This is a genomic window from Mesorhizobium sp. M0816, from assembly GCF_040320005.1.
Lineage (GTDB): Bacteria > Pseudomonadota > Alphaproteobacteria > Rhizobiales > Rhizobiaceae > Mesorhizobium.
Genome location: NZ_JAMYOT010000003.1, coordinates 203,248 through 221,813 on the forward strand (window position 1 = coordinate 203,248; position 18,566 = coordinate 221,813).

Here is an 18,566-nt window from a genome sequence, read left to right on the forward strand (position 1 = left end):
CGAGCGGAATCGACGTAAGATCAGCTTCTGGCCGGAATGGTGAGGCCCCTCTGCACCGCCGGCCGGGCGAGGCCACGCTCCAGCCAGGCGCCCACGCTGGGGAAATCGTCGAAACCGACGAGTTCCCGCGCCTCGTAGAAGCCGATCAGATTGCGCACCCACCCAAGCATCGAAATATCGGCGATGGTGTAATCGTCGCCCATGATCCAGCTGCGGCCCTTGAGCCTCGTTTCGAGGACGCCGATCAGCCGTCGCGACTCGTCGCGATAACGTTCCAGCGGGCGCTTGTCGGCGATTTCGCGCCCAGCGAATTTGTGGAAGAATCCGACTTGGCCGAACATCGGCCCGATCGAAGCCATCTGGAAGAACACCCACTGGATCGTCTCATAACGCAGCGTCGCGTCTGCCGGGACCAGCTTGCCGGTCTTGTCGCTGAGGTAAAGCAGGATGGCGCCGGATTCGAACAAGCCGATCGGCTTGCCGCCCGGGCCGTCCGGATCGATCATCGCCGGTATCTTGCCGTTCGGGTTCAAAGACAGGAATTCCGGGGTCCAGCTCTCGTTCTTGCCGATATCGACGGCATGCGGCTCGTAAGGGAGGCCAAGTTCCTCCAGCGCGATCGATATCTTTACCCCGTTCGGCGTCGGAAACGAATAAAGCTGGATGCGGTCGGGGTGGCTCGCCGGCCAGCGCCTAGCAATCGGAAACGCGGACAGATCGGTCATCGAAACTCCTGGTGGGGGACCGCGCCGAGCGGCACGGTCATGGCGGGTCGCAGAGAGTTAGGAGCGACGCCTGGCGCGATCAATATGCGCATGGAAAGTTTCGCCGGCCCCGGTGAAGGACCCGCAAGGGGTGCGGTCACGCGGCCCTGACCGCCAGCACCGCATTGGTGCCGCCGAAGGCGAAGCTGTTGCTGATCGCGGTGCGCACGGTGCGTTCGCGCGCCACGTTCGGCGTGATGTCGAGATCGCAGTCGGCGTCGGCTTCCCGATAATTGGCGGTCGGCGGCACGATGCCTTCGCGGATCGCCATCACGCAGGCGATCATTTCCAGCGCGCCGGAGGCGCCGAGGCAGTGGGCGTGCATCGATTTGGTCGAGGACACCGAAAGCTTGTAGGCATGGTCGCCGAACACGCGTTTGATCGCCGCCGTCTCGATCTGATCGTTGGCCTTGGTGCCGGTGCCATGCGCGTTGAGATAGTCGACGTCCTCGGGATTGAGCCCGGCATCGACGAGGCAGAAGCGCATCGCCGCCTCAGGCCCTTCGATGGTTGGCGCGACGATATCGGAGGCGTCGGCGGAAAGGCCGACGCCGGCGATTTCGGCAAGGATGGCGGCGCCGCGCGCCATGGCATGCTCATATGTTTCCAGCACCACCATGCCGGCGCCTTCGCCGAGCACGAGCCCCTGGCGGTCGGCCGAAAACGGCCGGCAGGTGTCCGGCGACAGTACCCGCAGGGCCTCCCAGCCCTTGAGGATGCCCCAGACCAGCGGCGCATCGGTGCCGCCGGCGACCATGACGTCGGCCCGGCCGAGCCTGATCTGATCGACCGCCGAGGCAATGGCGTGGTTGGATGACGAGCAGGCAGAGGTGATGCCGAACACCGGCCCGCGCAGACCAAGATTCATGCTGACATGGCCGGCTGCAGCGCCCGGCATTACTTTCGGGACGGTGAAGATGCCGGCGCGGTTCTTGCCTTCGAGCAGGATGGCGCGATAGTTCTCTTCGATTGCCTCCCAGCCGCAGACGCCGACGCCGACGATGGTGCCCATCCGGTAGGTGTTGGCCGCGTGCGGGTTCAATCCCGCCTGCTGTGCCGCCTCCCGCGCGGCGATCGTCGCCAGAAGGCTGAAGCGGTCCATCGACACGACCTGCTTGCGGTCGATGCCGTGCTCGGGAAGCGCCTTGATTTCGCAGCCGACCTTGACCTTCAGATCATGCAGCAGCGGATTGTCGATCGCGCCGATTGCCGAACGGCCGGCGCGCATTTCATTCCAGATTGCCGGTGCATTGGTGCCGAGCCCGCATAATCCGCCGATGCCCGTGATGACGACGCGCTTGTGCATTCAGTCAGGCTTTTTTCGCGATCAGCGCGCGAACCGCCTCGACCATGTCGCCGACATTCTTCAGATTGCTCCAGGCATCGACAGTGTTCATCTCGATTTCGATGCCATACTCTTCCTCGAGATCGAAGATGATCTCCGTCAGTTCCAGCGAATGGATGCCGAGGGCGGTCAGTTCGGTACTGGTGGTGATTTCCTCGCCGCCCGGCTCGGCATGAGCCTTGATCTTGGCGATGATATCGTTTGCCAGCTGGTCAGCCATTCGGTTTCTTCCCCAACTCTGTCGTTTCCCGACGCCAACTGATCAGCGCCCCTTTTGTCCTCGATTACGTCGTCATCGTCGCCTTTTACCCCCGCCAGGCGCCGGTGACCGTACCAAGGTGGCTCCCTCTATAGAAACCGAAACGCTGTCAAGCAACAAGCTATATATCGACAAAGCCGCCGCAGTGCTTAACGTTGGTGTCGTGGATACGATCGCATATAGCTTGACTTCAGTGCCGCCGGCCCAGCGTGTTGCCGGCGTCGCGCGGCTTGGCTGCGACTGGAACGGAGGCCGCACGCGTCTTCGGCGTCTGTACCAGGACGGTTCGGCCAAGATCCGCATGCCGGCGGTCTCGGCCGATCCGCTCGAAGCCGTCCTGATCAACACCGCCGGTGGGCTGACCGGTGGCGACCGTCTCGCCTGGGAGGTCGATGTCGGTGCCGGCGCCTCCGCAACCATAACAACGCAGGCCTGCGAGAAAATCTATCGCGCCGCATCCGACCGCGCCGAAGTGCGGGTGCAGCTGACTGTCGGAGAAGACGGCCACATTGCCTGGCTGCCACAGGAAACCATCGTCTTCGACCGCTCGGCCTTTGCCCGCAGCCTTGACGTGGAGCTTGCCACCGGAGCCGAGGCGCTGATCCTGGAGGCTACCGTCTTCGGCCGCCTGGCCATGGGTGAACGGGCTTCGCAAGGCCATTTCCACGACCGCTGGCGCGTCCGCCAGGACGGGGCGCTGGTCCATGCAGAGGAGTTCCGCATCGGGCCGGACATTGCGGCCACCTTGAACCGTCCCGCAGCGGCCGGCGGTGCCGTCGCCGTGGCGACGCTGCTGATGGTGTCGCCACGGGCAGAGGCTTTGCTCGAGCCGGCCCGGGGCATAGTCGGCGGCCAGGGCGGCGTCAGTTTCTGGAGCGTGCGGAAATCTGGCAAGCTTCTTGCGAGGCTGTTCGCTGAGGACGGCTACCAGCTCCGCAAGCGGCTGGTGCCGCTTGTCGAATTGCTCAACGGACGGGCGGGCCTGCCCAAATTATGGTCACTCTGATTTCGATTGTGCCACCGCAGGAAAAAGCATGAATCTGACGCCGAGGGAGAAAGACAAGCTGCTGATCGCCATGGCGGCGATCGTGGCCCGCAAGCGGCTCGAACGCGGCGTCAAGCTCAATCATCCGGAAGCGATCGCGCTGATCACCGATTTCGTCGTCGAGGGTGCCCGCGACGGCCGCGCGGTCGCCGAGCTGATGGAGGCCGGCGCCCATGTCGTCACCCGGGCCCAGGTGATGGAAGGCATTGCAGAAATGATCCACGATGTGCAGGTCGAGGCGACGTTTCCAGACGGCACCAAGCTGGTGACCGTGCACGAGCCGATCAGATAACACCGCCAAGGAGAGGAAAATGCTTGAGCTGCGTCCCAACTGCGAGTGCTGCGACAAGGATCTGCCGCCCGATGCGACGGATGCGGTGATCTGCACCTTCGAATGCACCTTTTGCGCCGACTGCGCACAAAACGTGCTCGGCGGCGCCTGTCCGAATTGCGGCGGCAACTTCTCGGCCCGCCCGATCCGTCCGGCAGCGCTGCTGAAGAAATATCCGGCCTCCACCAAGCGCGTCCTCAAGGCAGAGAGCTGCGCTCCGGCCCGCAAGGCGGCGTGAGAGGTAGTCGAAGATGGAAGCTACGCCGATGATCCCCGCTACGATGAAACGCTCAACGCTGTCGGCGGTCCTGCTGCTGGCGGCAGCAATGCCAGCCTATGCCCATGTCGGCGCCGGCACGGTTTGGTCCTTCACCGCCGGCTTCTCCCACCCGCTCTCCGGCCTCGATCACATGACGGCGATGATTGCCGTCGGGCTATGGGCCGCGCTCAAGGGCGACAAAGCGACCTGGGCATGGCCGCTGGCCTTCGTAAGCGTCATGCTGGCCGGCGGCGTGCTCGGCATGCTGCATGTGCCGATGCCTTTCGTCGAGCCGGCGATACTGGCGTCCGTCGTGGCACTCGGGCTGCTGGTTGCGCTCGCCGTCGATCTTCCTGTCTCGGCCGGCGTCGCCGTCATCGGCCTGTTCGCGCTGTTCCACGGCTATGCCCATGGCGCCGAGGTGCCTGAGAATGTCGGCGGACTCGGCTATATGGCGGGCTTTGCCGTTGCCACGGCATTGCTCCACGCCGTCGGCATCGCGGCCGGTCTCGGCCTCGGCTGGCGCTTCCGCGGGCTTGCCCGCGCCGCTGGCGCCGCTTGTGCCGCGATTGGCGCCGGCCTCGCTTTCGGCGTCGTGTGAGGCCGCGATGATCCCCGGCGAAATCATCACGGCAAGCGGCGAGATCGAACTGAACAAGGGTCTGGCGACGGTCACCTTGAAGGTAGCCAACAGCGGCGACCGGCCGATCCAGGTAGGCAGCCATTATCATTTCTTCGAGACCAATGAGGGACTGAGATTCGATCGCGACAAGGCCCGCGGCATGCGCCTCGACATCGCTGCCGGCACCGCCATGCGCTTCGAGCCCGGCCAAGAGCGCGACGTTACCCTGGTGCCGTTCGGCGGCAAGCGCGAGGTCTACGGATTTCAGCAGAAGATCATGGGCGCGCTGTGAGATCGAAGGCGTCGAGCAGTTTCGGCTCAGCCGGGCGGCTTGGCCGCCGCATAGATGACGACCTTTCCCGGATCGTCGAATTCCACCGCCAGAACGTCCTCGGTTTGCACTCGCCGCGAATCGATGGCGTTGAACAGCAATGCGTTCGCCTCGATCTCCTTGCGCAGCTCGGCGATGTCGTCCCGATGCTGCCTGACCTTGTTTTCGATCGCCGGCGGCGGGCCGCCTTCGGTGCGCGCGGCATCGGTAAGAAACACGATATCGACCTTGTCGAGCTTGGATGTCTTGCGCACGGCGGCGATGTTTTCACGCGTGCGGTCGATCGCCGAACTGACCTTGCCGGCTTCCGCATTTGTCTGGGTCTCTTCCTGGCCGACCTCCGAGCCGACGATCCGGTTGACGGTCTCGGCGCTGTCGAGGCTCTGCGCGTTCAGCGCGGCGTGCGGAATGCTGGCTGCCAGAAACGCGGTCGCGGCAATCCCATGCAGCCATCTGGTGTCGGAGAAGGTGGTGATCGCCATCGCTCGTTCTCAGGGTCCTTTTCGAGGCTCGTGTCAGGGCGACAGGACCGAAACGTAACGTCCCCCGTGAAGGTTCCCTTTGCGATGCGGCGGGCTGGCCGGGCGCCGGCCCGCCGCCTCGCCTCGTCAGCTCGCTTTCTTGGTGATCAGCGTCAGCGCGCCATTGGTGCTCATGCTGGCGGCGATCACCTGCGCCGAGGTGAGCCCCTTGGCTTCGAGCGCGGATTTGACCTGCGGTGTCGCGTCGATCGAGCCGCGCAGTTTCTGCAGGTCGGCATCGCTGCGCTTGGCGATCACCTCGTTGACCTTGGCTTGAGTGTCCGCGGGCAGATCCTTGATATCGACGACGTTGATCGCCTGGATGGTGGGCGCCTGCGGCTGCGCCCCGGGCGCGGCAGGAGCAGGCGCAGCCGGCGCCGGACTGGGCTGCTGCGCAGGCTGTTGCTGGGCGCTGGCGGCGGTTGCGAGCACCAGCGTGGCGGCGGCTGCCAGAAGGGTCGTTTTGCGCATGGATGTTCCTTTCCATCGATTGGCAAATGGTCGTTTTGGGGTGGCCCGGCCACCTCAAACGCTAAATGGGATCGGAAAGTGTCGCTCAGCGGGTCATTGCGTGACCATAGGATGGCGGCAATGTGGGGCCCGGCTTCGACAAGCGGTATTTCCGGGCTGTATTTCGGGAGCAATTGCTGATGGCTAAAATCACCCGCGCCGCCTACGCGCAGATGTACGGCCCGACCGTCGGCGACAAGGTCCGGCTCGCCGACACCGAGCTGTTCATCGAGGTCGAAAGGGATCTCACTCTTCACGGCGAGGAGGTGAAGTTCGGCGGCGGCAAGGTCATCCGCGACGGCATGGGCCAGAGCCAGGTGTCGCGCGCGCAAGGCGCGGTCGACACCGTCATCACCAATGCGTTGGTCGTCGATGCCACCGCCGGTATCGTCAAGGCAGATATCGGCCTCAGGGACGGCCGTATCGCCGCGATCGGCAAGGCCGGCAATCCGGATACCCAAGGCGGCGTCACCATCATCATCGGTCCCGGCACCGAGATCATCGCCGGCGAGGGGAAGATCCTGACCGCCGGCGGCTTCGACGCGCATATCCATTTCATCTGCCCGCAGCAGATCGAGGAAGCGCTGATGTCGGGCATCACCACCATGCTCGGCGGCGGCACCGGCCCGGCGCACGGCACGCTGGCCACCACCTGCACGCCTGGGCCGTGGCATCTGGCGCGCCTGATCCAGTCTTTCGACGCCTTCCCGATGAATATCGGCCTGTCGGGCAAGGGCAACGCGTCGCTGCCTGCCGCGCTCGAGGAGATGGTGCTCGCCGGCGCCTGCTCGCTGAAGCTGCACGAGGACTGGGGCACGACGCCGGCTGCAATCGACTGCTGCCTGTCGGTCGCCGACGATTACGACGTGCAGGTGATGATCCACACCGACACGCTGAACGAGTCCGGCTTCGTCGAAAACACGGTCGCGGCGATCAAGGGCCGCACCATCCATGCCTTCCACACCGAAGGCGCCGGCGGCGGCCACGCGCCTGATATCATCAAGGTCTGCGGCCTGCCTAACGTCATTCCGTCCTCGACCAACCCGACACGCCCCTACACGATCAACACGCTGGCCGAACACCTCGACATGCTGATGGTCTGTCACCATCTGTCGCCGTCGATCCCCGAAGATATCGCCTTTGCCGAAAGCCGCATCCGCAAGGAAACCATCGCCGCCGAAGACATTCTGCACGACATCGGCGCCTTCTCGATCATCTCGTCGGACAGCCAGGCCATGGGCCGTGTCGGCGAAGTGGCGATCCGCTGCTGGCAGACCGCCGACAAGATGAAGCGCCAGCGCGGTTCGCTGCCGCAGGAGACCGGCGACAACGACAATTTCCGCGTCCGCCGCTACATCGCCAAATACACCATCAATCCGGCCATCGCGCATGGCCTGTCGAAGGACATCGGCTCGGTGGCGGTGGGAAAACGCGCCGACCTCGTGCTGTGGAATCCGGCCTTTTTCGGCGTCAAGCCGGACATGGTGCTGATCGGCGGCATGATCGCCGCCGCCCCGATGGGCGATCCCAACGCCTCGATCCCGACGCCGCAGCCGATGCATTACCGGCCGATGTTCGGGGCCTACGGCAAGGCGATGACCAATTCGTCGGTGACCTTCGTTTCGAAGGCCGCGCTCGACGCAGGCCTGCGCGGCAGGCTCGGCGTCGACAAGCAGATGGTCGCGGTCGAAAACACCCGCGGCGGCATCGGCAAGCATTCGATGGTGCTCAATGACGCCACGCCGCATGTCGAGGTCGACCCCGAAACCTATGAGGTCCGCGCCGACGGCGAACTCCTGACCTGCGAGCCGGCTACCGTGCTGCCGATGGCGCAACGCTACTTCCTGTTCTGAACCATAGGCGTTAGAACGACCGATGTAGAACATGCCGCGCCAGGCTTATGGACCCGCAACTCCCCTACGCCCACGACATTTTCCCGCATATCCGCATCGTCCTGGGCATGGTGATCGGCCTCGGCGTCACCCGCCTGCTGTCGGGGGTCGCCCGCATCGTCCAGCATCCCGGCCAATACCGGCTCTATCCCGTGCACCTCGCCTGGGTTGCGTCGGTGCTTTTAATGCTGGTGCATTTCTGGTGGTGGGAGTTCGGCCTGTTCCAGATCGAGAATTGGACCTTCGGCAAATACCTGTTCATCATCTTCTACGCCGTCACGCTGTTCCTGCTCTGCGCACTGCTGTTTCCGGATTCGATGCTGGACTACACCAGCTATGAGGATTTCTTTTATTCGCGCCGGGCCTGGTTCTTCGGCCTGCTGGCGGCGACCTATCTGCTCGACGTGATCGATACGCTGCTGAAAGGGCCGGAGCATTTCGCCCATTTTGGCGTCGAATATCTGATCCGCACGCCGGTTTTCGTCGCGCTTTGCGTCATTGCGATCCTGCTGCGCGACCGCCGCTTTCACATCGCCTTTGTCGCCGGCGCGCTCGTCTATCAGATATCGTTCATCCTGCGGCTCTTCGACACGATCGTCTGAGCCCCATTGGGGCGGCGGACGCGATAGGCTAGGCTTTTTGGGAGAGGCAGTTTTTACATGAAGCTCGATATTCGCACCGACTTCACCAAATTCCCGCGCGCCGTCTCCGTCCTGGCCGCGGGCGAAGCCGGAACCACCACGCCATACGACAGTGCGGTGCTTGCCCATGACGAGCGGCATCTGCGCCGTCGCGCCATCGAAACGGCCCGTAGCGACAAGGTGCTGGTCGACCTGCCCGAACCGGTGACCTTGAACCATAGTGACCGGCTGGTGCTGGAGGATGGCCGCCACATCGAGATCATCGCGGCCGAGGAGGCGCTCTACGACGTCCGGGCCAGCGACCCTGTCCATCTGGCAGAGCTTGCCTGGCACATCGGCAACCGCCATCTCGCAGCCGCCATCGAAGCTGGGCGCATCCTCATTCTGCGCGACCATGTCATCAAGGCGATGCTGGAGGGATTGGGCGCCACCGTTAGCGACGTCTCCGAGCCGTTCAAGCCGGTGCGCGGCGCCTATTCCGGGCATGGCGGCCACGGCCACGCTCATGCCGAGGCGCATGCGCACAGCCACGCCGAAGCGCATTCCGATGGCCATAGCGAATCGCATTCCCATGGCCATAGCGAATCGCATTCCCACAGCCATTCGCACGACCATGACCATGACTGACCAGCCTTCCAACGTTGCCCAGCCTTCCAATATTGCTTTGTTGCGGCTGATGGCGTGGCTGTCGCCTTCCTTCCCGGTCGGCGGCTTTTCCTACAGCCATGGTCTCGAGCAAGCCGTGCATGCCGGGCTGGTTGCCGACAGCAAAGAGCTCGCCGCGTGGCTGGAAACGCTGGTCGAGATGGGTTCGGGCTGGAATGATGCGGTGCTGTTTGCCGAAAGCTGGCGCAGGGCGCGCGAAACCGGCGATCTCGATGAAGTCGTCGCCCTTGCCGAAGCTCTGGCAGGCTCGCGCGAGCGCCATGCCGAGACCATGCTGCAGGGCGCTGCTTTCCTGAAGGCGGCCTTCGCCTGGCCGTGCCAAGTGCTGGATCGCCTGCCGGCCGAATGCGCCTATTGCGTTGCCGTCGGCGCCGTTGCCGGCGATCACGGCATTGCGCTGCGGGACGCCCTGGCGGCCTTTCTGCAGGCCTTCTTCTCCAATCTCGTCCAGGCTGCGATCCGGCTTGGCATCGTTGGCCAGAGTGCCGCGATGACGCTACTGGCCGCCTTCGAACCGCTTGCCCTGGCCACGGCCGACCGCGCTGCCGGCTCGACCCTCGATGATCTCGGCGGCTGCGCTTTCATCTCCGACGTCACGGCGATGAAGCACGAGGCCCAGTATTCGCGGCTGTTCCGCTCATGATCGTCCTCGCTTTCGCGCTCTCGCTGGTCCTGCTGCTGATCACCACGCTGCATGTTTATTGGGGCATTGGCGGCATCTGGCCGGGCAGGGACGCTGCCTCCTGCGCCCGCGCGGTGGTCGGCTTCCGTGGCGTCGACGAAATGCCGGCGCCCTTCGCCAGCTTCGCCGTCGCCGCCTGCCTCGGCCTGGCGACACTGTGGCCCATGGCGCTCGAAGGTGTGTTTGCCACGCCCTTTCCCAAGGCAGGGCTTGCCGCCACAGCGCTGCTCATCGCACTGGTCTTCCTGGCGCGCGGCATTGCCGGCTTCACGCCTTGGTGGCGCCAGCTGACGCCCGAGCAGCCTTTCGTGCGGCTCGATCTGCGTTATTATTCGCCGCTGTGCCTGCTGATCGGCCTCGGCTTCGCCATCCTTGCCTTCACGGAGTTCCCCGCATGATAACCCCGAATGGTCCTCTTCGCATCGGCATTGGCGGTCCCGTCGGCTCCGGCAAGACGACGCTCACCGAAAAGCTCTGCAAGGCGCTGCGCGACGAGTTCTCGATCGCCGTCGTCACCAACGACATCTACACCAAGGAAGACGCCATGATGCTGGCGCGCCTCCAGGCGCTGCCCGAGGATCGCATCATCGGCGTCGAGACCGGCGGCTGCCCGCACACCGCCATTCGCGAGGACGCCTCGATCAATCTGCAGGCGATCGCCGAGATGACCAAAAAATTCCCGGATCTCGACATCGTCTTCATCGAATCGGGCGGCGACAACCTCGCCGCCACTTTCTCGCCGGACCTTGCCGACCTGACGCTCTATGTCATCTCGGTTTGCCAGGGCGAGGAGATTCCGCGCAAGGGCGGGCCGGCAATCACGCGGTCGGATTTCCTGGTCATCAACAAGAGCGATCTTGCGCCCTATGTGAACGTCAATCTCGACATCATGGAACGCGACGCTGCCCGCATGCGCGGCAAACGGCCGTTCGGCTTCACCGACCTGTCGCGCGGCAAGGGACTTCAGGAGGTGATAGATTTCATCGTCGAGCATGGCGGGCTGAGGGTCGGCGCGGCCACCAGCACGGCGGCATAACGGCGCTCGCCTGCACCAAACGAAACCGGTTGCGCGCGTTCCAGTCGCGCGGCATTCTCGCCTCTTTCACGGAGGTTACGATGAGCATCGCCCGCCTGCAAAAGGAAGTGCTGACCAACCTGCCGTTCTATGAGGAGCGCGTCGATCTCGCTTGCGCCTTCCGCTGGACGGCGCGGCTCAACATGCACGAGGCGGTGGCCAATCATTTCTCGCTGGCGGTCAACGACGATGGCTCGCAGTTCCTGATGAACCCCAACCAGGTGCATTTCTCGCGCATCAAGGCGAGCGACCTGCTGTTGATCGACGCCAACGATCCTGACACGCTGGCCGGCCCGAATGCGCCCGATCCAACGGCGTGGGGCCTGCATGGCGCCATCCATCGCAACGCGCGTCATGCACGCTGCGTCATGCATGTCCACTCGATCCACGCCACCGTGCTTGCCTCGCTCGCCGACTCGACGTTGCCGCCGATCGACCAGAACTCGGCGATCTTCTTCAACCGCCATGTCGTCGACGCTCATTATGGCGGGCTGGCCTTCGAGGAAGAGGGCGAGCGCTGCTCCCAGCTTCTTGTCGACCCGAAGGTCAAGGTGATGGTGATGGGCAACCATGGCGTGCTGGTCATCGGCGACAGCGTCGCCGACACCTTCAACCGCATGTTCTATTTCGAGCGCGCCGCCGAAACCTATATCAAGGCGCTGTGGACCGGCCGGCCGCTGCGGGTACTGTCGGATGAGATCGCGGAGAAAGCGGCAAGGGAACAGGAAGACTATCCCGGCCAGGCCGAGCGCCACCTTTCCGAACTGAAGGCGATCCTCGACGAGCAGGAGCCTGCCTACCGGAGTTGAGCGCGGTCCCGCCGGGCCTGGCTTAAAGCCCGAGTTCGGCCCGCAATTCGCCGGCGCTGTTGATGACAATCGCCCCCGGCGGCCCCTCCATGGGCACCTCTGGCCAGAAAATCGTCTTCATTCCAGCTGCCAGCCCCGCCGTGGCGCCGGTCACGCTGTCGTCGACCGCCACGGCCTCGGCGGGATCGACGTCGGCCAACCAGGCGGCGCGCAGGAAAGGTTCGGCATGCGGCTTGCCTTCACGCACGTCGTTGCGGCTGACCGTCTTCATGCCGGGATATACGAGGCCTACGGCGCGCAGATTGGCATCGACGATCAGCCTGTCCGAGTTGGACACCACCGCTTGCGGCACGCCAAGCGCGCGCAGCTCATTGAAAATCTCGATCGCGCCGGTGCGTGGCATCAGCGTTTCGGCCATCGGCAGATAGTGATCGTATTTGCGCACGATCCAGTCGTCGAAAGGCAGGTCGAGGCCGAACTCGTCGCGCAGCATTTCGTAGACCGGCCATGCGGCTATGCCGAGCACGCGCTCATGCAGGTCGGCCGGCGGCGCGATGCCGACGCTGTGCAGCGCCGCAATCAGCGCCGCCTCGTGCAGCGGCTCGCTGTCGACCAGCGTGCCGTCCATATCCCAGAAAACCGCTTTCGGCGTCATGCAAGGCTCCATTCTCAAAAAATTCCTTAAAGCGTTTAGCGCGCGAGATAAACCGCCGCGTCCCCGCTAATGCATGTCGCGCAAAGTGTGCAGCGGTTTTGCGATGACGACATGCATAAAAAAGGAACCTAAAACGCGTCGCATGAGGCCGATCGAACGCAACGCGCTTTAGAACCGGGATTGGTGCGACCTCGACAGCCTTGCTGTTGCAACGAGACTGGGTCGACCTGTCACTTCGCTCCAAACACCAAGTTTCATCACTAAGCAATTGCTCTTACAATAGGCAATTGCGCGCAAGTTCATTCCCTGCGAAACTACTGCGCTCCGCCTCTTATGCTCGGCGGGTTGGGAGGCAGGAACTTGAATTCGCGGCAGGACAGCGGTGGCAACAGGCTGGACGACGCGGCGCGTGCCGGCTGGCTCTATTATGTCGCAGGCAACACCCAGGACCAGATCGCCGCCACACTTGGCATCTCGCGGCAGACGGCGCAGCGGCTGGTGTCGCTCGCAGTCTCCGAAGGGCTGATCAAGGTGCGCGTCGACCATCCGATCGCCAATTGCCTCGACCTTGCGGCACGGTTGAAATCGCGCTTTGCGCTTGATCTGGTCGAGGTGGTGCCGAGCGACCCTTCTTCTTCCTCCACCGTCATCGGCGTCGCCGAGGCGGCGGCGGCCGAGATCGAACGGCGGCTGCGGTCGCCGGTGCCGATCGTCATGGCTAGCGGCACCGGCCGCACGCTGAAGGCCGCGATCGAGCAACTGCCGCCGATGGAATGCCCGCAGCACAAGGTGGTATCGCTGACCGGCAACATCTCGCCGGACGGCTCGGCGGCCTTCTACAACGTCATCTTCACCATGGCCGACAGGGTCAAGGCGCGTTCGTTTCCGATGCCTTTGCCGGTCATCGCTTCCTCGCCCGAGGAGCGCGAGATGCTGCTCAGCCAGCCGATGATCCAGCCGACGCTGGCGCTTGCGGCCGAGGCCGACGTCACCTTTGTCGGCATCGGCGATCTCGGCCCGAAGGCGCCGCTTTATGAGGACGGCTTCATTTCGGAGGGTGAATTAAAGGCGCTGCAGAAGGCCGGCGGCGTCGCCGAGATCGTCGGCTGGGTATTCGATCGTGACGGCCGCATGATCGAGGGCATCACCAATGATCGGGTGTCGTCGGCACCGCTGCCGTCGCGCGAAAAGTCGCTGGTGATCGCGCTTGCCATGGGCGACCGCAAGCTGCCGGGCATCTTCGCCGCCGTCAACCGGCGGCTGGTCAACGGCCTCATCACCGATGAGCGGACCGCCGCCGCCTTGCTGGCGGGCGCATGATCTCCGAGCCGCTGGCGGTCGGAAACGATCATGTGAAATCGAAACGCATCTGAATCCCCGATAGAACGAGCGTCACTACTGGTGCCGGCCGCAAGGATCGTTGCCGTCGAGAAAGCCCATGTCGCGCTGCAGATGCGGCGGCAGCTCCCGGACGTCGAGATAGGCCCGTTTCCGCGCCGCGTGCCTTGCCAATCCCCGCGCCAACCGTGAAAACCAGCCATGGGCTGGAGCAAGAAGCAGCTTTTCCTGTATTGTGGTCATGATCGTCAGCCTTCGCTATCTCTAGGCGTAATTGATCTTCAACACGGAATATCGGTAGGACCGGCCGGTGCCGCCAATCAAACGTCGATCACTGCCCATAAGGAGGGCTTATGCCGGAGCTCAATTCACGACAGCTGGTTTCGCAGCTTCCTCCGCTTCAGGCGATCCGGGTGTTCGAGGCGGTGGCGCGGCATCTCTCGTTCACCAAGGCCGCCCAGGAGCTTGGCATGACGCAGGCGGCGGCAAGCTATCAGATCAAGCTTCTGGAGGAGCGCATCGGCGCGCCCCTGTTCTTGCGCCAGCCAAAACAGATCGTGCTGACCGAACCCGGCCAGCGCCTGGCGCCCGCGGTCAGCGAGGCGTTCGCGCTGTTGAGCGGCGCCTATGCCGCCGCGCGCACCGGCGCCGACGGCTTGCTTTGCGTTTCGACGCTGCTGACATTTGCCTCCAACTGGCTGGCGCAGCATCTCGGTTCGTTCCAGGTCGCGCATCCGTCGCTGGCGGTGCGCGTCGATACTTCGAACAGGGTTGTCGACTTTGCCAGAGAGGATATCGACATCGCCATCCGCTCCGGCGGCGGCAACTGGCCGGGCGTCGAGACCCATATGCTTTTCAGGGCCGATTTCACGCCGGTCCTTAGTCCAAAGCTCGCGGCAAGCATCGGCGGCGTCAAGGAGCCGGCCGACCTGCTGCGACTGCCGATCCTCGACCCGGGTGACATCTGGTGGCGGGACTGGTTTGCCGCCGCCGGCCTGCCGGTCGAGGAGCTGGCCAAGCGTCCCGGCACCAGCATGGGCGCGCAGGCCTACGAGGCCAATGCCGCGATTGCCGGCCACGGCGTGGCGATCGTTACCAAGGCGCTGTTCAAGACCGAACTTGCCGACGGCCGCCTGATCCAGCCCTTTGATCTGGTCGGTGACGACGGCCACGCCTATTGGCTGGTCTATCCGACGGCACGACGCAACGTGCCGAAGATCCGCGCCTTCCGCGATTGGATCCTGAGCGAGATCGCTTGCCAGTAGGCTGAATCCCAGCAAGCCCGAGCAAAGCGCCGGGCCCAATCAGCCCGGCCGAATCCTTCGTCAGACATGCCGCAAACGTCCCAGGCTTGCCGCTGCACGAGACCCGGCGTGCTGCGCTGCAGCAACGAATCCGTCTTGACATAATTCATCGCAAGTGAGTAATTGCTCACAGCCAAGGCAAATGCTCATCTTGGTTTATGGGAGGAATTTTGATGAAACTTCGCACGTTCACCCTAGGCCTATTCTCGGCCAGCGCCCTCGCTTTCGCCGCGCATGCCGAATCCATCACCATCGCCACGGTCAACAATGGCGACATGGTCCGCATGCAGAAGCTGACCGACGACTTCACCGCCAAAAATCCCGACATTCAGCTGCAGTGGGTCACGCTCGAGGAAAACGTCCTGCGCGAGCGCGTCACCACCGACATCGCCACCAAGGGTGGCCAGTACGACGTGATGACTATCGGCACCTATGAAGTGCCGATCTGGGCCAAGCAGAACTGGCTTTTGCCGCTCGACAAACTCGGCGACGATTACGACGTCAAGGACATCATCCCGGCCATAGCCGGCGGCCTGTCGGTCGACGGCAAGCTCTACGCAGCCCCGTTCTACGGCGAAAGCTCCTTCGTCATGTACCGCAAGGACCTGATGGAAAAGGCCGGGCTCAAGATGCCCGATGCACCGACCTGGGACTTCATCAAGCAGGCCGCCGACAAGATGACCGACCGCGCCAACGGCGTGAACGGCGTCTGCCTGCGCGGCAAGGCCGGCTGGGGCGAGAACATGGCCTTCCTGACCGCCATGTCGAACTCGTTCGGCGCGCGCTGGTTCGACGAGAACTGGAAGCCGCAATTCGACCAGCCCGAATGGAAGAACACGCTGCAGTTCTATGTCGACCTGATGAAGGCCGACGGCCCCGAGGGCGCGTCGTCCAACGGCTTCAACGAAAACCTGGCGCTGTTCCAGCAGGGCAAATGCGGCATGTGGATCGACGCTACCGTCGCTGCCTCCTTCGTTTCCGACCCGAAGAACTCCACCGTCGCCGACAAGGTCGGCTATGCGCTGGCGCCGGACAATGGCCTCGGCAAGCGCGGCAATTGGCTGTGGGCATGGTCGCTAGCCATCCCCGCCGGCACGCAGAAGGCCGACGCCGCTCAAAAGTTCGTATCCTGGGCAACCAGCAAGCACTATGCCGAGCTCGTCGCCTCGAAGGAAGGCTGGGCCAACGTTCCGCCGGGAACGCGCTCGTCGCTCTATGCCAATCCCGAATACCAGAAGGCAGCACTTTTCGCCAAGATGACGCTGGACTCGATCAACTCCGCCGATCCGACGCACCCGACCGTCAAGCCGGTGCCTTATGTCGGCGTCCAGTTCGTCGCCATTCCTGAGTTCCAGGGTCTCGGCACCACCGTCGGCCAGCTCTTCTCGGCGGCACTTGCCGGCCAGTCGAGCGTCGACGATGCCTTGAAGCAGGCGCAGGACGCCGCCACCGCGACGATGACCGAGGGCGGTTACATCAAGTAAGCTCCTCCGGGTGCCGGTTGCCAATGGCGACCGGCAACGGCCGCCCGAATCCCAGTTCGGGCGGCCAGCTTTCACACCGCTGAAAAACTTGGCCGACCTCGAAGGGTGACCGTCATGGCTACTCAGCAGACCCGTTCGCTTGCCCGTTTCATGATGGCGCCATCCGTGGTGCTGCTGCTGGTCTGGATGATTGTGCCGCTGGCATTCACGCTGTGGTTTTCCTTCCAGCAATACAACCCGCTCAATCCGATGCGCGACGGCTTCGTCGGGTTTTCGAACTACGCGCTGTTCTATTCCAACCCGGCATTCCTGCAGTCGATCCTCAACACGCTCACCATCGTCGTCAGCGTGCTTTTGATCACGGTGATCGGCGGTATTCTGCTCGCCCTTCTGCTCGATCAGCCGATGTGGGGACAGGGCATCGTCCGCATCCTTGTCATCTCGCCGTTCTTCGTCATGCCACCGGTGGCAGCACTGGTCTGGAAGAACATGATCATGCATCCGCAGTACGGGGTTTTCGCCGATATTGCGCGCTTCTTCGGCGGGCAGCCGATCGATTGGTTCGGGCAGCACCCGCTCCTGGCGATCATCATCATCGTTGCCTGGCAATGGCTGCCGTTTGCTACGCTGATCCTGTTGACCGCGCTTCAGTCGCTCGACGTCGAGCAGAAGGAAGCCGCCGAAATGGACGGCGCCGGCTTCATCAGCCGCTTCATCTATTTGACGCTGCCTCATATGTCGCGCGCCATAACCGTCGTCATCCTGATCCAGACGATCTTCCTGCTGTCGGTCTATGCCGAGATCCTCGTCACCACCAATGGCGGCCCGGGTTACGCCTCCACCAACCTGCCCTTCCTCGTCTATCAGAAGGCATTGCTGGAGTTCAAAATCGGCCAGGCGTCCGCCGGCGGTATCATTGCCGTCATTCTCGCCAACATCGTTGCCTTCTTCGCCATGCGCGCTGTCGGCAAGAACCTGGATAAATAAGGGAGGATAAGATGGCACGTGCGCTGAACCACCCCCACTCCGTCCCGCTGCGCGGGACACCTCTCCCCCTGCCCGGGAGAGAGGAAAACGCCTGCATCGAAGCCGCGCCCTTCCTCTACCCCGTCGATCGGGGGAGAGGTGGTTTGCGCAGCAAACCGGAGTGGGGGTCGACCCTGCCGCCAACATCGCCGATAGGGAGGACCTGACCATGGCACGTGCAGTCACCACCCAGCACAAGACGATTGCTACCGCGGCCGCCTGGATCGTCGCGCTGCTGATCTTCTTCCCGATCCTCTATACGATCATCACCTCGTTCAAATCGGAGCAGGAGGCTATCCAGGGCTTCAACCTGTTCCCGTCGGGAACCACGGAGAGCTATTCCGAGGTCCAGGCGCAGAACGGCTATTTCAAATTCTTCCTGAACTCGGTGTTCCTGTCGGTCGGCTCGACCATCCTGGCTCTGCTCGTCGCCATACCGGCGGCATGGTCGATGGCGTTTTCGCCGGGCAAACGCACCAAGGACATCCTGATGTGGATGCTTTCCACCAAGATGATGCCGGCCGTCGCCGTGCTGTTTCCGATCTATCTGATCTTCCGCGATACCGGTCTGCTCGACAGCCGCATCGGCCTGATGGTCATGCTGATGCTGATCAACCTGCCGATCGTGGTCTGGATGCTTTACACCTATTTTCGCGAGATCCCGGGCGAGATCCTGGAAGCGGCGCGCATGGACGGCGCATCGCTCTGGAACGAGATAATCTACGTGCTGACGCCGATGGCGGTCCCCGGCATCGCCTCGACCATGCTGCTCAACATCATTCTCGCCTGGAACGAGGCGTTCTGGACGATCCGGCTGACCACCACCGAGGCCGCGCCGCTCACCGCTTTCATCAGCTCCTTCTCCAGCCCGCAGGGGCTGTTCTGGGCCAAGCTTTCGGCCGCCTCGACGCTGGCGATCGCGCCGATCCTGATCATGGGCTGGTTCAGCCAGAAGCAGCTGGTCCGAGGCCTGACATTCGGTGCGGTAAAGTAGCGGGCATCGCCTG

At 63.5% G+C, this 18,566-nt stretch carries 24 protein-coding genes; 17 read left to right on the forward strand and 7 right to left on the reverse strand.

Annotated elements, in window-relative coordinates; all coding sequences use genetic code 11:
- Nucleotides 1-20: 20 nt before the first annotated feature.
- The 3 genes from NKI17_RS05355 to NKI17_RS05365 form a co-directional block, all read right to left on the reverse strand.
- A complete protein-coding gene (locus NKI17_RS05355; protein WP_023677015.1) occupies nt 21-725 on the reverse strand; it encodes a glutathione S-transferase family protein in 705 nt (234 codons plus the stop codon).
- Nucleotides 726-861: 136 nt separating this feature from the next.
- Nucleotides 862-2,070 carry a beta-ketoacyl-[acyl-carrier-protein] synthase family protein gene (locus NKI17_RS05360; protein WP_352905503.1) on the reverse strand — a complete coding sequence of 403 codons (1,209 nt, stop codon included), beginning with the start codon at nt 2,068-2,070 and terminating at the stop codon, nt 862-864.
- A 4-nt stretch (nt 2,071-2,074) separates the two neighbouring features.
- Nucleotides 2,075-2,329 (reverse strand): acyl carrier protein, encoded by a 255-nt coding sequence (locus tag NKI17_RS05365; protein WP_023677013.1) that lies wholly within the window; start codon nt 2,327-2,329, stop codon nt 2,075-2,077.
- A gap of 202 nt (nt 2,330-2,531) precedes the next feature.
- Here NKI17_RS05365 and NKI17_RS05370 point away from each other — a divergent pair, with 202 nt between their 5' ends.
- The 5 genes from NKI17_RS05370 to NKI17_RS05390 are packed head-to-tail and all read left to right on the forward strand — an operon-like array spanning nt 2,532 to nt 4,917.
- Entirely contained in the window at nt 2,532-3,374 is an 843-nt protein-coding gene (locus NKI17_RS05370; RefSeq protein ID WP_023677012.1) for an urease accessory protein UreD, read from the forward strand.
- Between the two features lie 28 nt (nt 3,375-3,402).
- Nucleotides 3,403-3,705 carry an urease subunit gamma gene (locus NKI17_RS05375; protein WP_023677011.1) on the forward strand — a complete coding sequence of 101 codons (303 nt, stop codon included), beginning with the start codon at nt 3,403-3,405 and terminating at the stop codon, nt 3,703-3,705.
- Nucleotides 3,706-3,724: 19 nt separating this feature from the next.
- Nucleotides 3,725-3,982, forward strand: a complete 258-nt coding sequence (locus NKI17_RS05380; protein ID WP_023677010.1) for a DUF1272 domain-containing protein — start codon at nt 3,725-3,727, stop codon at nt 3,980-3,982.
- Between the two features lie 28 nt (nt 3,983-4,010).
- Nucleotides 4,011-4,604 (forward strand): HupE/UreJ family protein, encoded by a 594-nt coding sequence (locus NKI17_RS05385; RefSeq protein WP_023677009.1) that lies wholly within the window; start codon nt 4,011-4,013, stop codon nt 4,602-4,604.
- A 7-nt stretch (nt 4,605-4,611) separates the two neighbouring features.
- On the forward strand, nt 4,612-4,917 hold the full coding sequence (locus NKI17_RS05390) for an urease subunit beta (RefSeq protein WP_023677008.1): 306 nt from the start codon (nt 4,612-4,614) through the stop codon (nt 4,915-4,917).
- A 26-nt stretch (nt 4,918-4,943) separates the two neighbouring features.
- Here NKI17_RS05390 and NKI17_RS05395 read toward each other — a convergent pair whose 3' ends face one another.
- Nucleotides 4,944-5,438, reverse strand: a complete 495-nt coding sequence (locus NKI17_RS05395; protein WP_023677007.1) for a hypothetical protein — start codon at nt 5,436-5,438, stop codon at nt 4,944-4,946.
- Between the two features lie 126 nt (nt 5,439-5,564).
- Nucleotides 5,565-5,948 (reverse strand): hypothetical protein, encoded by a 384-nt coding sequence (locus NKI17_RS05400; protein ID WP_023677006.1) that lies wholly within the window; start codon nt 5,946-5,948, stop codon nt 5,565-5,567.
- A 179-nt stretch (nt 5,949-6,127) separates the two neighbouring features.
- On the opposite strand from NKI17_RS05400, the gene ureC reads away from it, so the two are divergent.
- The 7 genes from ureC (at nt 6,128) to NKI17_RS05435 (ending at nt 11,752) form a co-directional block, all read left to right on the forward strand.
- A complete protein-coding gene (gene ureC, locus NKI17_RS05405) occupies nt 6,128-7,840 on the forward strand; it encodes an urease subunit alpha (protein WP_502894430.1) in 1,713 nt (570 codons plus the stop codon).
- Between the two features lie 47 nt (nt 7,841-7,887).
- Nucleotides 7,888-8,481 (forward strand): hypothetical protein, encoded by a 594-nt coding sequence (locus tag NKI17_RS05410; RefSeq protein WP_023677004.1) that lies wholly within the window; start codon nt 7,888-7,890, stop codon nt 8,479-8,481.
- Nucleotides 8,482-8,538: 57 nt separating this feature from the next.
- Nucleotides 8,539-9,147: an urease accessory protein UreE gene (locus tag NKI17_RS05415; RefSeq protein WP_352905504.1), complete on the forward strand. Its 609-nt coding sequence runs from the start codon at nt 8,539-8,541 to the stop codon at nt 9,145-9,147.
- Nucleotides 9,140-9,829: an urease accessory protein UreF gene (locus tag NKI17_RS05420; RefSeq protein WP_352905505.1), complete on the forward strand. Its 690-nt coding sequence runs from the start codon at nt 9,140-9,142 to the stop codon at nt 9,827-9,829. The genes NKI17_RS05415 and NKI17_RS05420 overlap by 8 nt, the downstream gene beginning before the upstream one ends.
- Complete coding sequence (locus tag NKI17_RS05425) at nt 9,826-10,266, forward strand: DUF3995 domain-containing protein (protein ID WP_352577616.1); 441 nt, start codon at nt 9,826-9,828, stop codon at nt 10,264-10,266. The genes NKI17_RS05420 and NKI17_RS05425 overlap by 4 nt, the downstream gene beginning before the upstream one ends.
- A complete protein-coding gene (ureG, locus tag NKI17_RS05430; RefSeq protein ID WP_352577615.1) occupies nt 10,263-10,904 on the forward strand; it encodes an urease accessory protein UreG in 642 nt (213 codons plus the stop codon). Before NKI17_RS05425 ends, ureG begins: the two co-directional genes overlap by 4 nt.
- A gap of 80 nt (nt 10,905-10,984) precedes the next feature.
- Entirely contained in the window at nt 10,985-11,752 is a 768-nt protein-coding gene (locus NKI17_RS05435) for a class II aldolase and adducin N-terminal domain-containing protein (RefSeq protein ID WP_352905506.1), read from the forward strand.
- Between the two features lie 22 nt (nt 11,753-11,774).
- Here the strand turns inward: NKI17_RS05435 and NKI17_RS05440 are convergent, their stop codons facing one another.
- Nucleotides 11,775-12,407, reverse strand: a complete 633-nt coding sequence (locus tag NKI17_RS05440; RefSeq protein ID WP_352701862.1) for an HAD family hydrolase — start codon at nt 12,405-12,407, stop codon at nt 11,775-11,777.
- Between the two features lie 360 nt (nt 12,408-12,767).
- Here NKI17_RS05440 and NKI17_RS05445 point away from each other — a divergent pair, with 360 nt between their 5' ends.
- Nucleotides 12,768-13,727 (forward strand): sugar-binding transcriptional regulator, encoded by a 960-nt coding sequence (locus tag NKI17_RS05445; RefSeq protein WP_352588659.1) that lies wholly within the window; start codon nt 12,768-12,770, stop codon nt 13,725-13,727.
- Between the two features lie 75 nt (nt 13,728-13,802).
- Here NKI17_RS05445 and NKI17_RS05450 read toward each other — a convergent pair whose 3' ends face one another.
- Nucleotides 13,803-13,988, reverse strand: coding sequence for a hypothetical protein (locus NKI17_RS05450; protein WP_254815832.1), 186 nt, complete (start codon nt 13,986-13,988; stop codon nt 13,803-13,805).
- A gap of 110 nt (nt 13,989-14,098) precedes the next feature.
- Here NKI17_RS05450 and gcvA point away from each other — a divergent pair, with 110 nt between their 5' ends.
- The 4 genes from gcvA (at nt 14,099) to NKI17_RS05470 (ending at nt 18,553) form a co-directional block, all read left to right on the forward strand.
- The gene (gcvA, locus tag NKI17_RS05455; RefSeq protein WP_352578172.1) at nt 14,099-15,010 is read left to right on the forward strand and encodes a transcriptional regulator GcvA; all 912 of its coding nucleotides are present in this window, start codon (nt 14,099-14,101) and stop codon (nt 15,008-15,010) included.
- A gap of 212 nt (nt 15,011-15,222) precedes the next feature.
- Nucleotides 15,223-16,533, forward strand: a complete 1,311-nt coding sequence (locus NKI17_RS05460) for an ABC transporter substrate-binding protein (protein WP_352905507.1) — start codon at nt 15,223-15,225, stop codon at nt 16,531-16,533.
- A gap of 114 nt (nt 16,534-16,647) precedes the next feature.
- A complete protein-coding gene (locus NKI17_RS05465) occupies nt 16,648-17,520 on the forward strand; it encodes a carbohydrate ABC transporter permease (RefSeq protein ID WP_023676993.1) in 873 nt (290 codons plus the stop codon).
- 208 nt (nt 17,521-17,728) lie between these two features.
- On the forward strand, nt 17,729-18,553 hold the full coding sequence (locus tag NKI17_RS05470) for a carbohydrate ABC transporter permease (protein ID WP_023676992.1): 825 nt from the start codon (nt 17,729-17,731) through the stop codon (nt 18,551-18,553).
- The last annotated feature ends 13 nt before the right edge of the window (nt 18,554-18,566 follow it).

Bases quoted from the DNA above. Each gene is read 5' to 3' on its own strand.
- NKI17_RS05355 (WP_023677015.1), bottom strand. From the start codon at position 725: ATGACCGATCTGTCCGCGTTTCCGATTGCTAGGCGCTGGCCGGCGAGC.
- NKI17_RS05360 (WP_352905503.1), bottom strand. From the start codon at position 2,070: ATGCACAAGCGCGTCGTCATCACGGGCATCGGCGGATTATGCGGGCTC.
- NKI17_RS05365 (WP_023677013.1), bottom strand. From the start codon at position 2,329: ATGGCTGACCAGCTGGCAAACGATATCATCGCCAAGATCAAGGCTCAT.
- NKI17_RS05375 (WP_023677011.1), top strand. From the start codon at position 3,403: ATGAATCTGACGCCGAGGGAGAAAGACAAGCTGCTGATCGCCATGGCG.
- NKI17_RS05380 (WP_023677010.1), top strand. From the start codon at position 3,725: ATGCTTGAGCTGCGTCCCAACTGCGAGTGCTGCGACAAGGATCTGCCG.
- NKI17_RS05385 (WP_023677009.1), top strand. From the start codon at position 4,011: ATGATCCCCGCTACGATGAAACGCTCAACGCTGTCGGCGGTCCTGCTG.
- NKI17_RS05390 (WP_023677008.1), top strand. From the start codon at position 4,612: ATGATCCCCGGCGAAATCATCACGGCAAGCGGCGAGATCGAACTGAAC.
- NKI17_RS05395 (WP_023677007.1), bottom strand. From the start codon at position 5,438: ATGGCGATCACCACCTTCTCCGACACCAGATGGCTGCATGGGATTGCC.
- NKI17_RS05400 (WP_023677006.1), bottom strand. From the start codon at position 5,948: ATGCGCAAAACGACCCTTCTGGCAGCCGCCGCCACGCTGGTGCTCGCA.
- ureC (WP_502894430.1), top strand. From the start codon at position 6,128: ATGGCTAAAATCACCCGCGCCGCCTACGCGCAGATGTACGGCCCGACC.
- NKI17_RS05410 (WP_023677004.1), top strand. From the start codon at position 7,888: ATGGACCCGCAACTCCCCTACGCCCACGACATTTTCCCGCATATCCGC.
- NKI17_RS05415 (WP_352905504.1), top strand. From the start codon at position 8,539: ATGAAGCTCGATATTCGCACCGACTTCACCAAATTCCCGCGCGCCGTC.
- NKI17_RS05420 (WP_352905505.1), top strand. From the start codon at position 9,140: ATGACTGACCAGCCTTCCAACGTTGCCCAGCCTTCCAATATTGCTTTG.
- NKI17_RS05425 (WP_352577616.1), top strand. From the start codon at position 9,826: ATGATCGTCCTCGCTTTCGCGCTCTCGCTGGTCCTGCTGCTGATCACC.
- ureG (WP_352577615.1), top strand. From the start codon at position 10,263: ATGATAACCCCGAATGGTCCTCTTCGCATCGGCATTGGCGGTCCCGTC.
- NKI17_RS05435 (WP_352905506.1), top strand. From the start codon at position 10,985: ATGAGCATCGCCCGCCTGCAAAAGGAAGTGCTGACCAACCTGCCGTTC.
- NKI17_RS05440 (WP_352701862.1), bottom strand. From the start codon at position 12,407: ATGACGCCGAAAGCGGTTTTCTGGGATATGGACGGCACGCTGGTCGAC.
- NKI17_RS05450 (WP_254815832.1), bottom strand. From the start codon at position 13,988: ATGACCACAATACAGGAAAAGCTGCTTCTTGCTCCAGCCCATGGCTGG.
- gcvA (WP_352578172.1), top strand. From the start codon at position 14,099: ATGCCGGAGCTCAATTCACGACAGCTGGTTTCGCAGCTTCCTCCGCTT.
- NKI17_RS05460 (WP_352905507.1), top strand. From the start codon at position 15,223: ATGAAACTTCGCACGTTCACCCTAGGCCTATTCTCGGCCAGCGCCCTC.
- NKI17_RS05465 (WP_023676993.1), top strand. From the start codon at position 16,648: ATGGCTACTCAGCAGACCCGTTCGCTTGCCCGTTTCATGATGGCGCCA.
- NKI17_RS05470 (WP_023676992.1), top strand. From the start codon at position 17,729: ATGGCACGTGCAGTCACCACCCAGCACAAGACGATTGCTACCGCGGCC.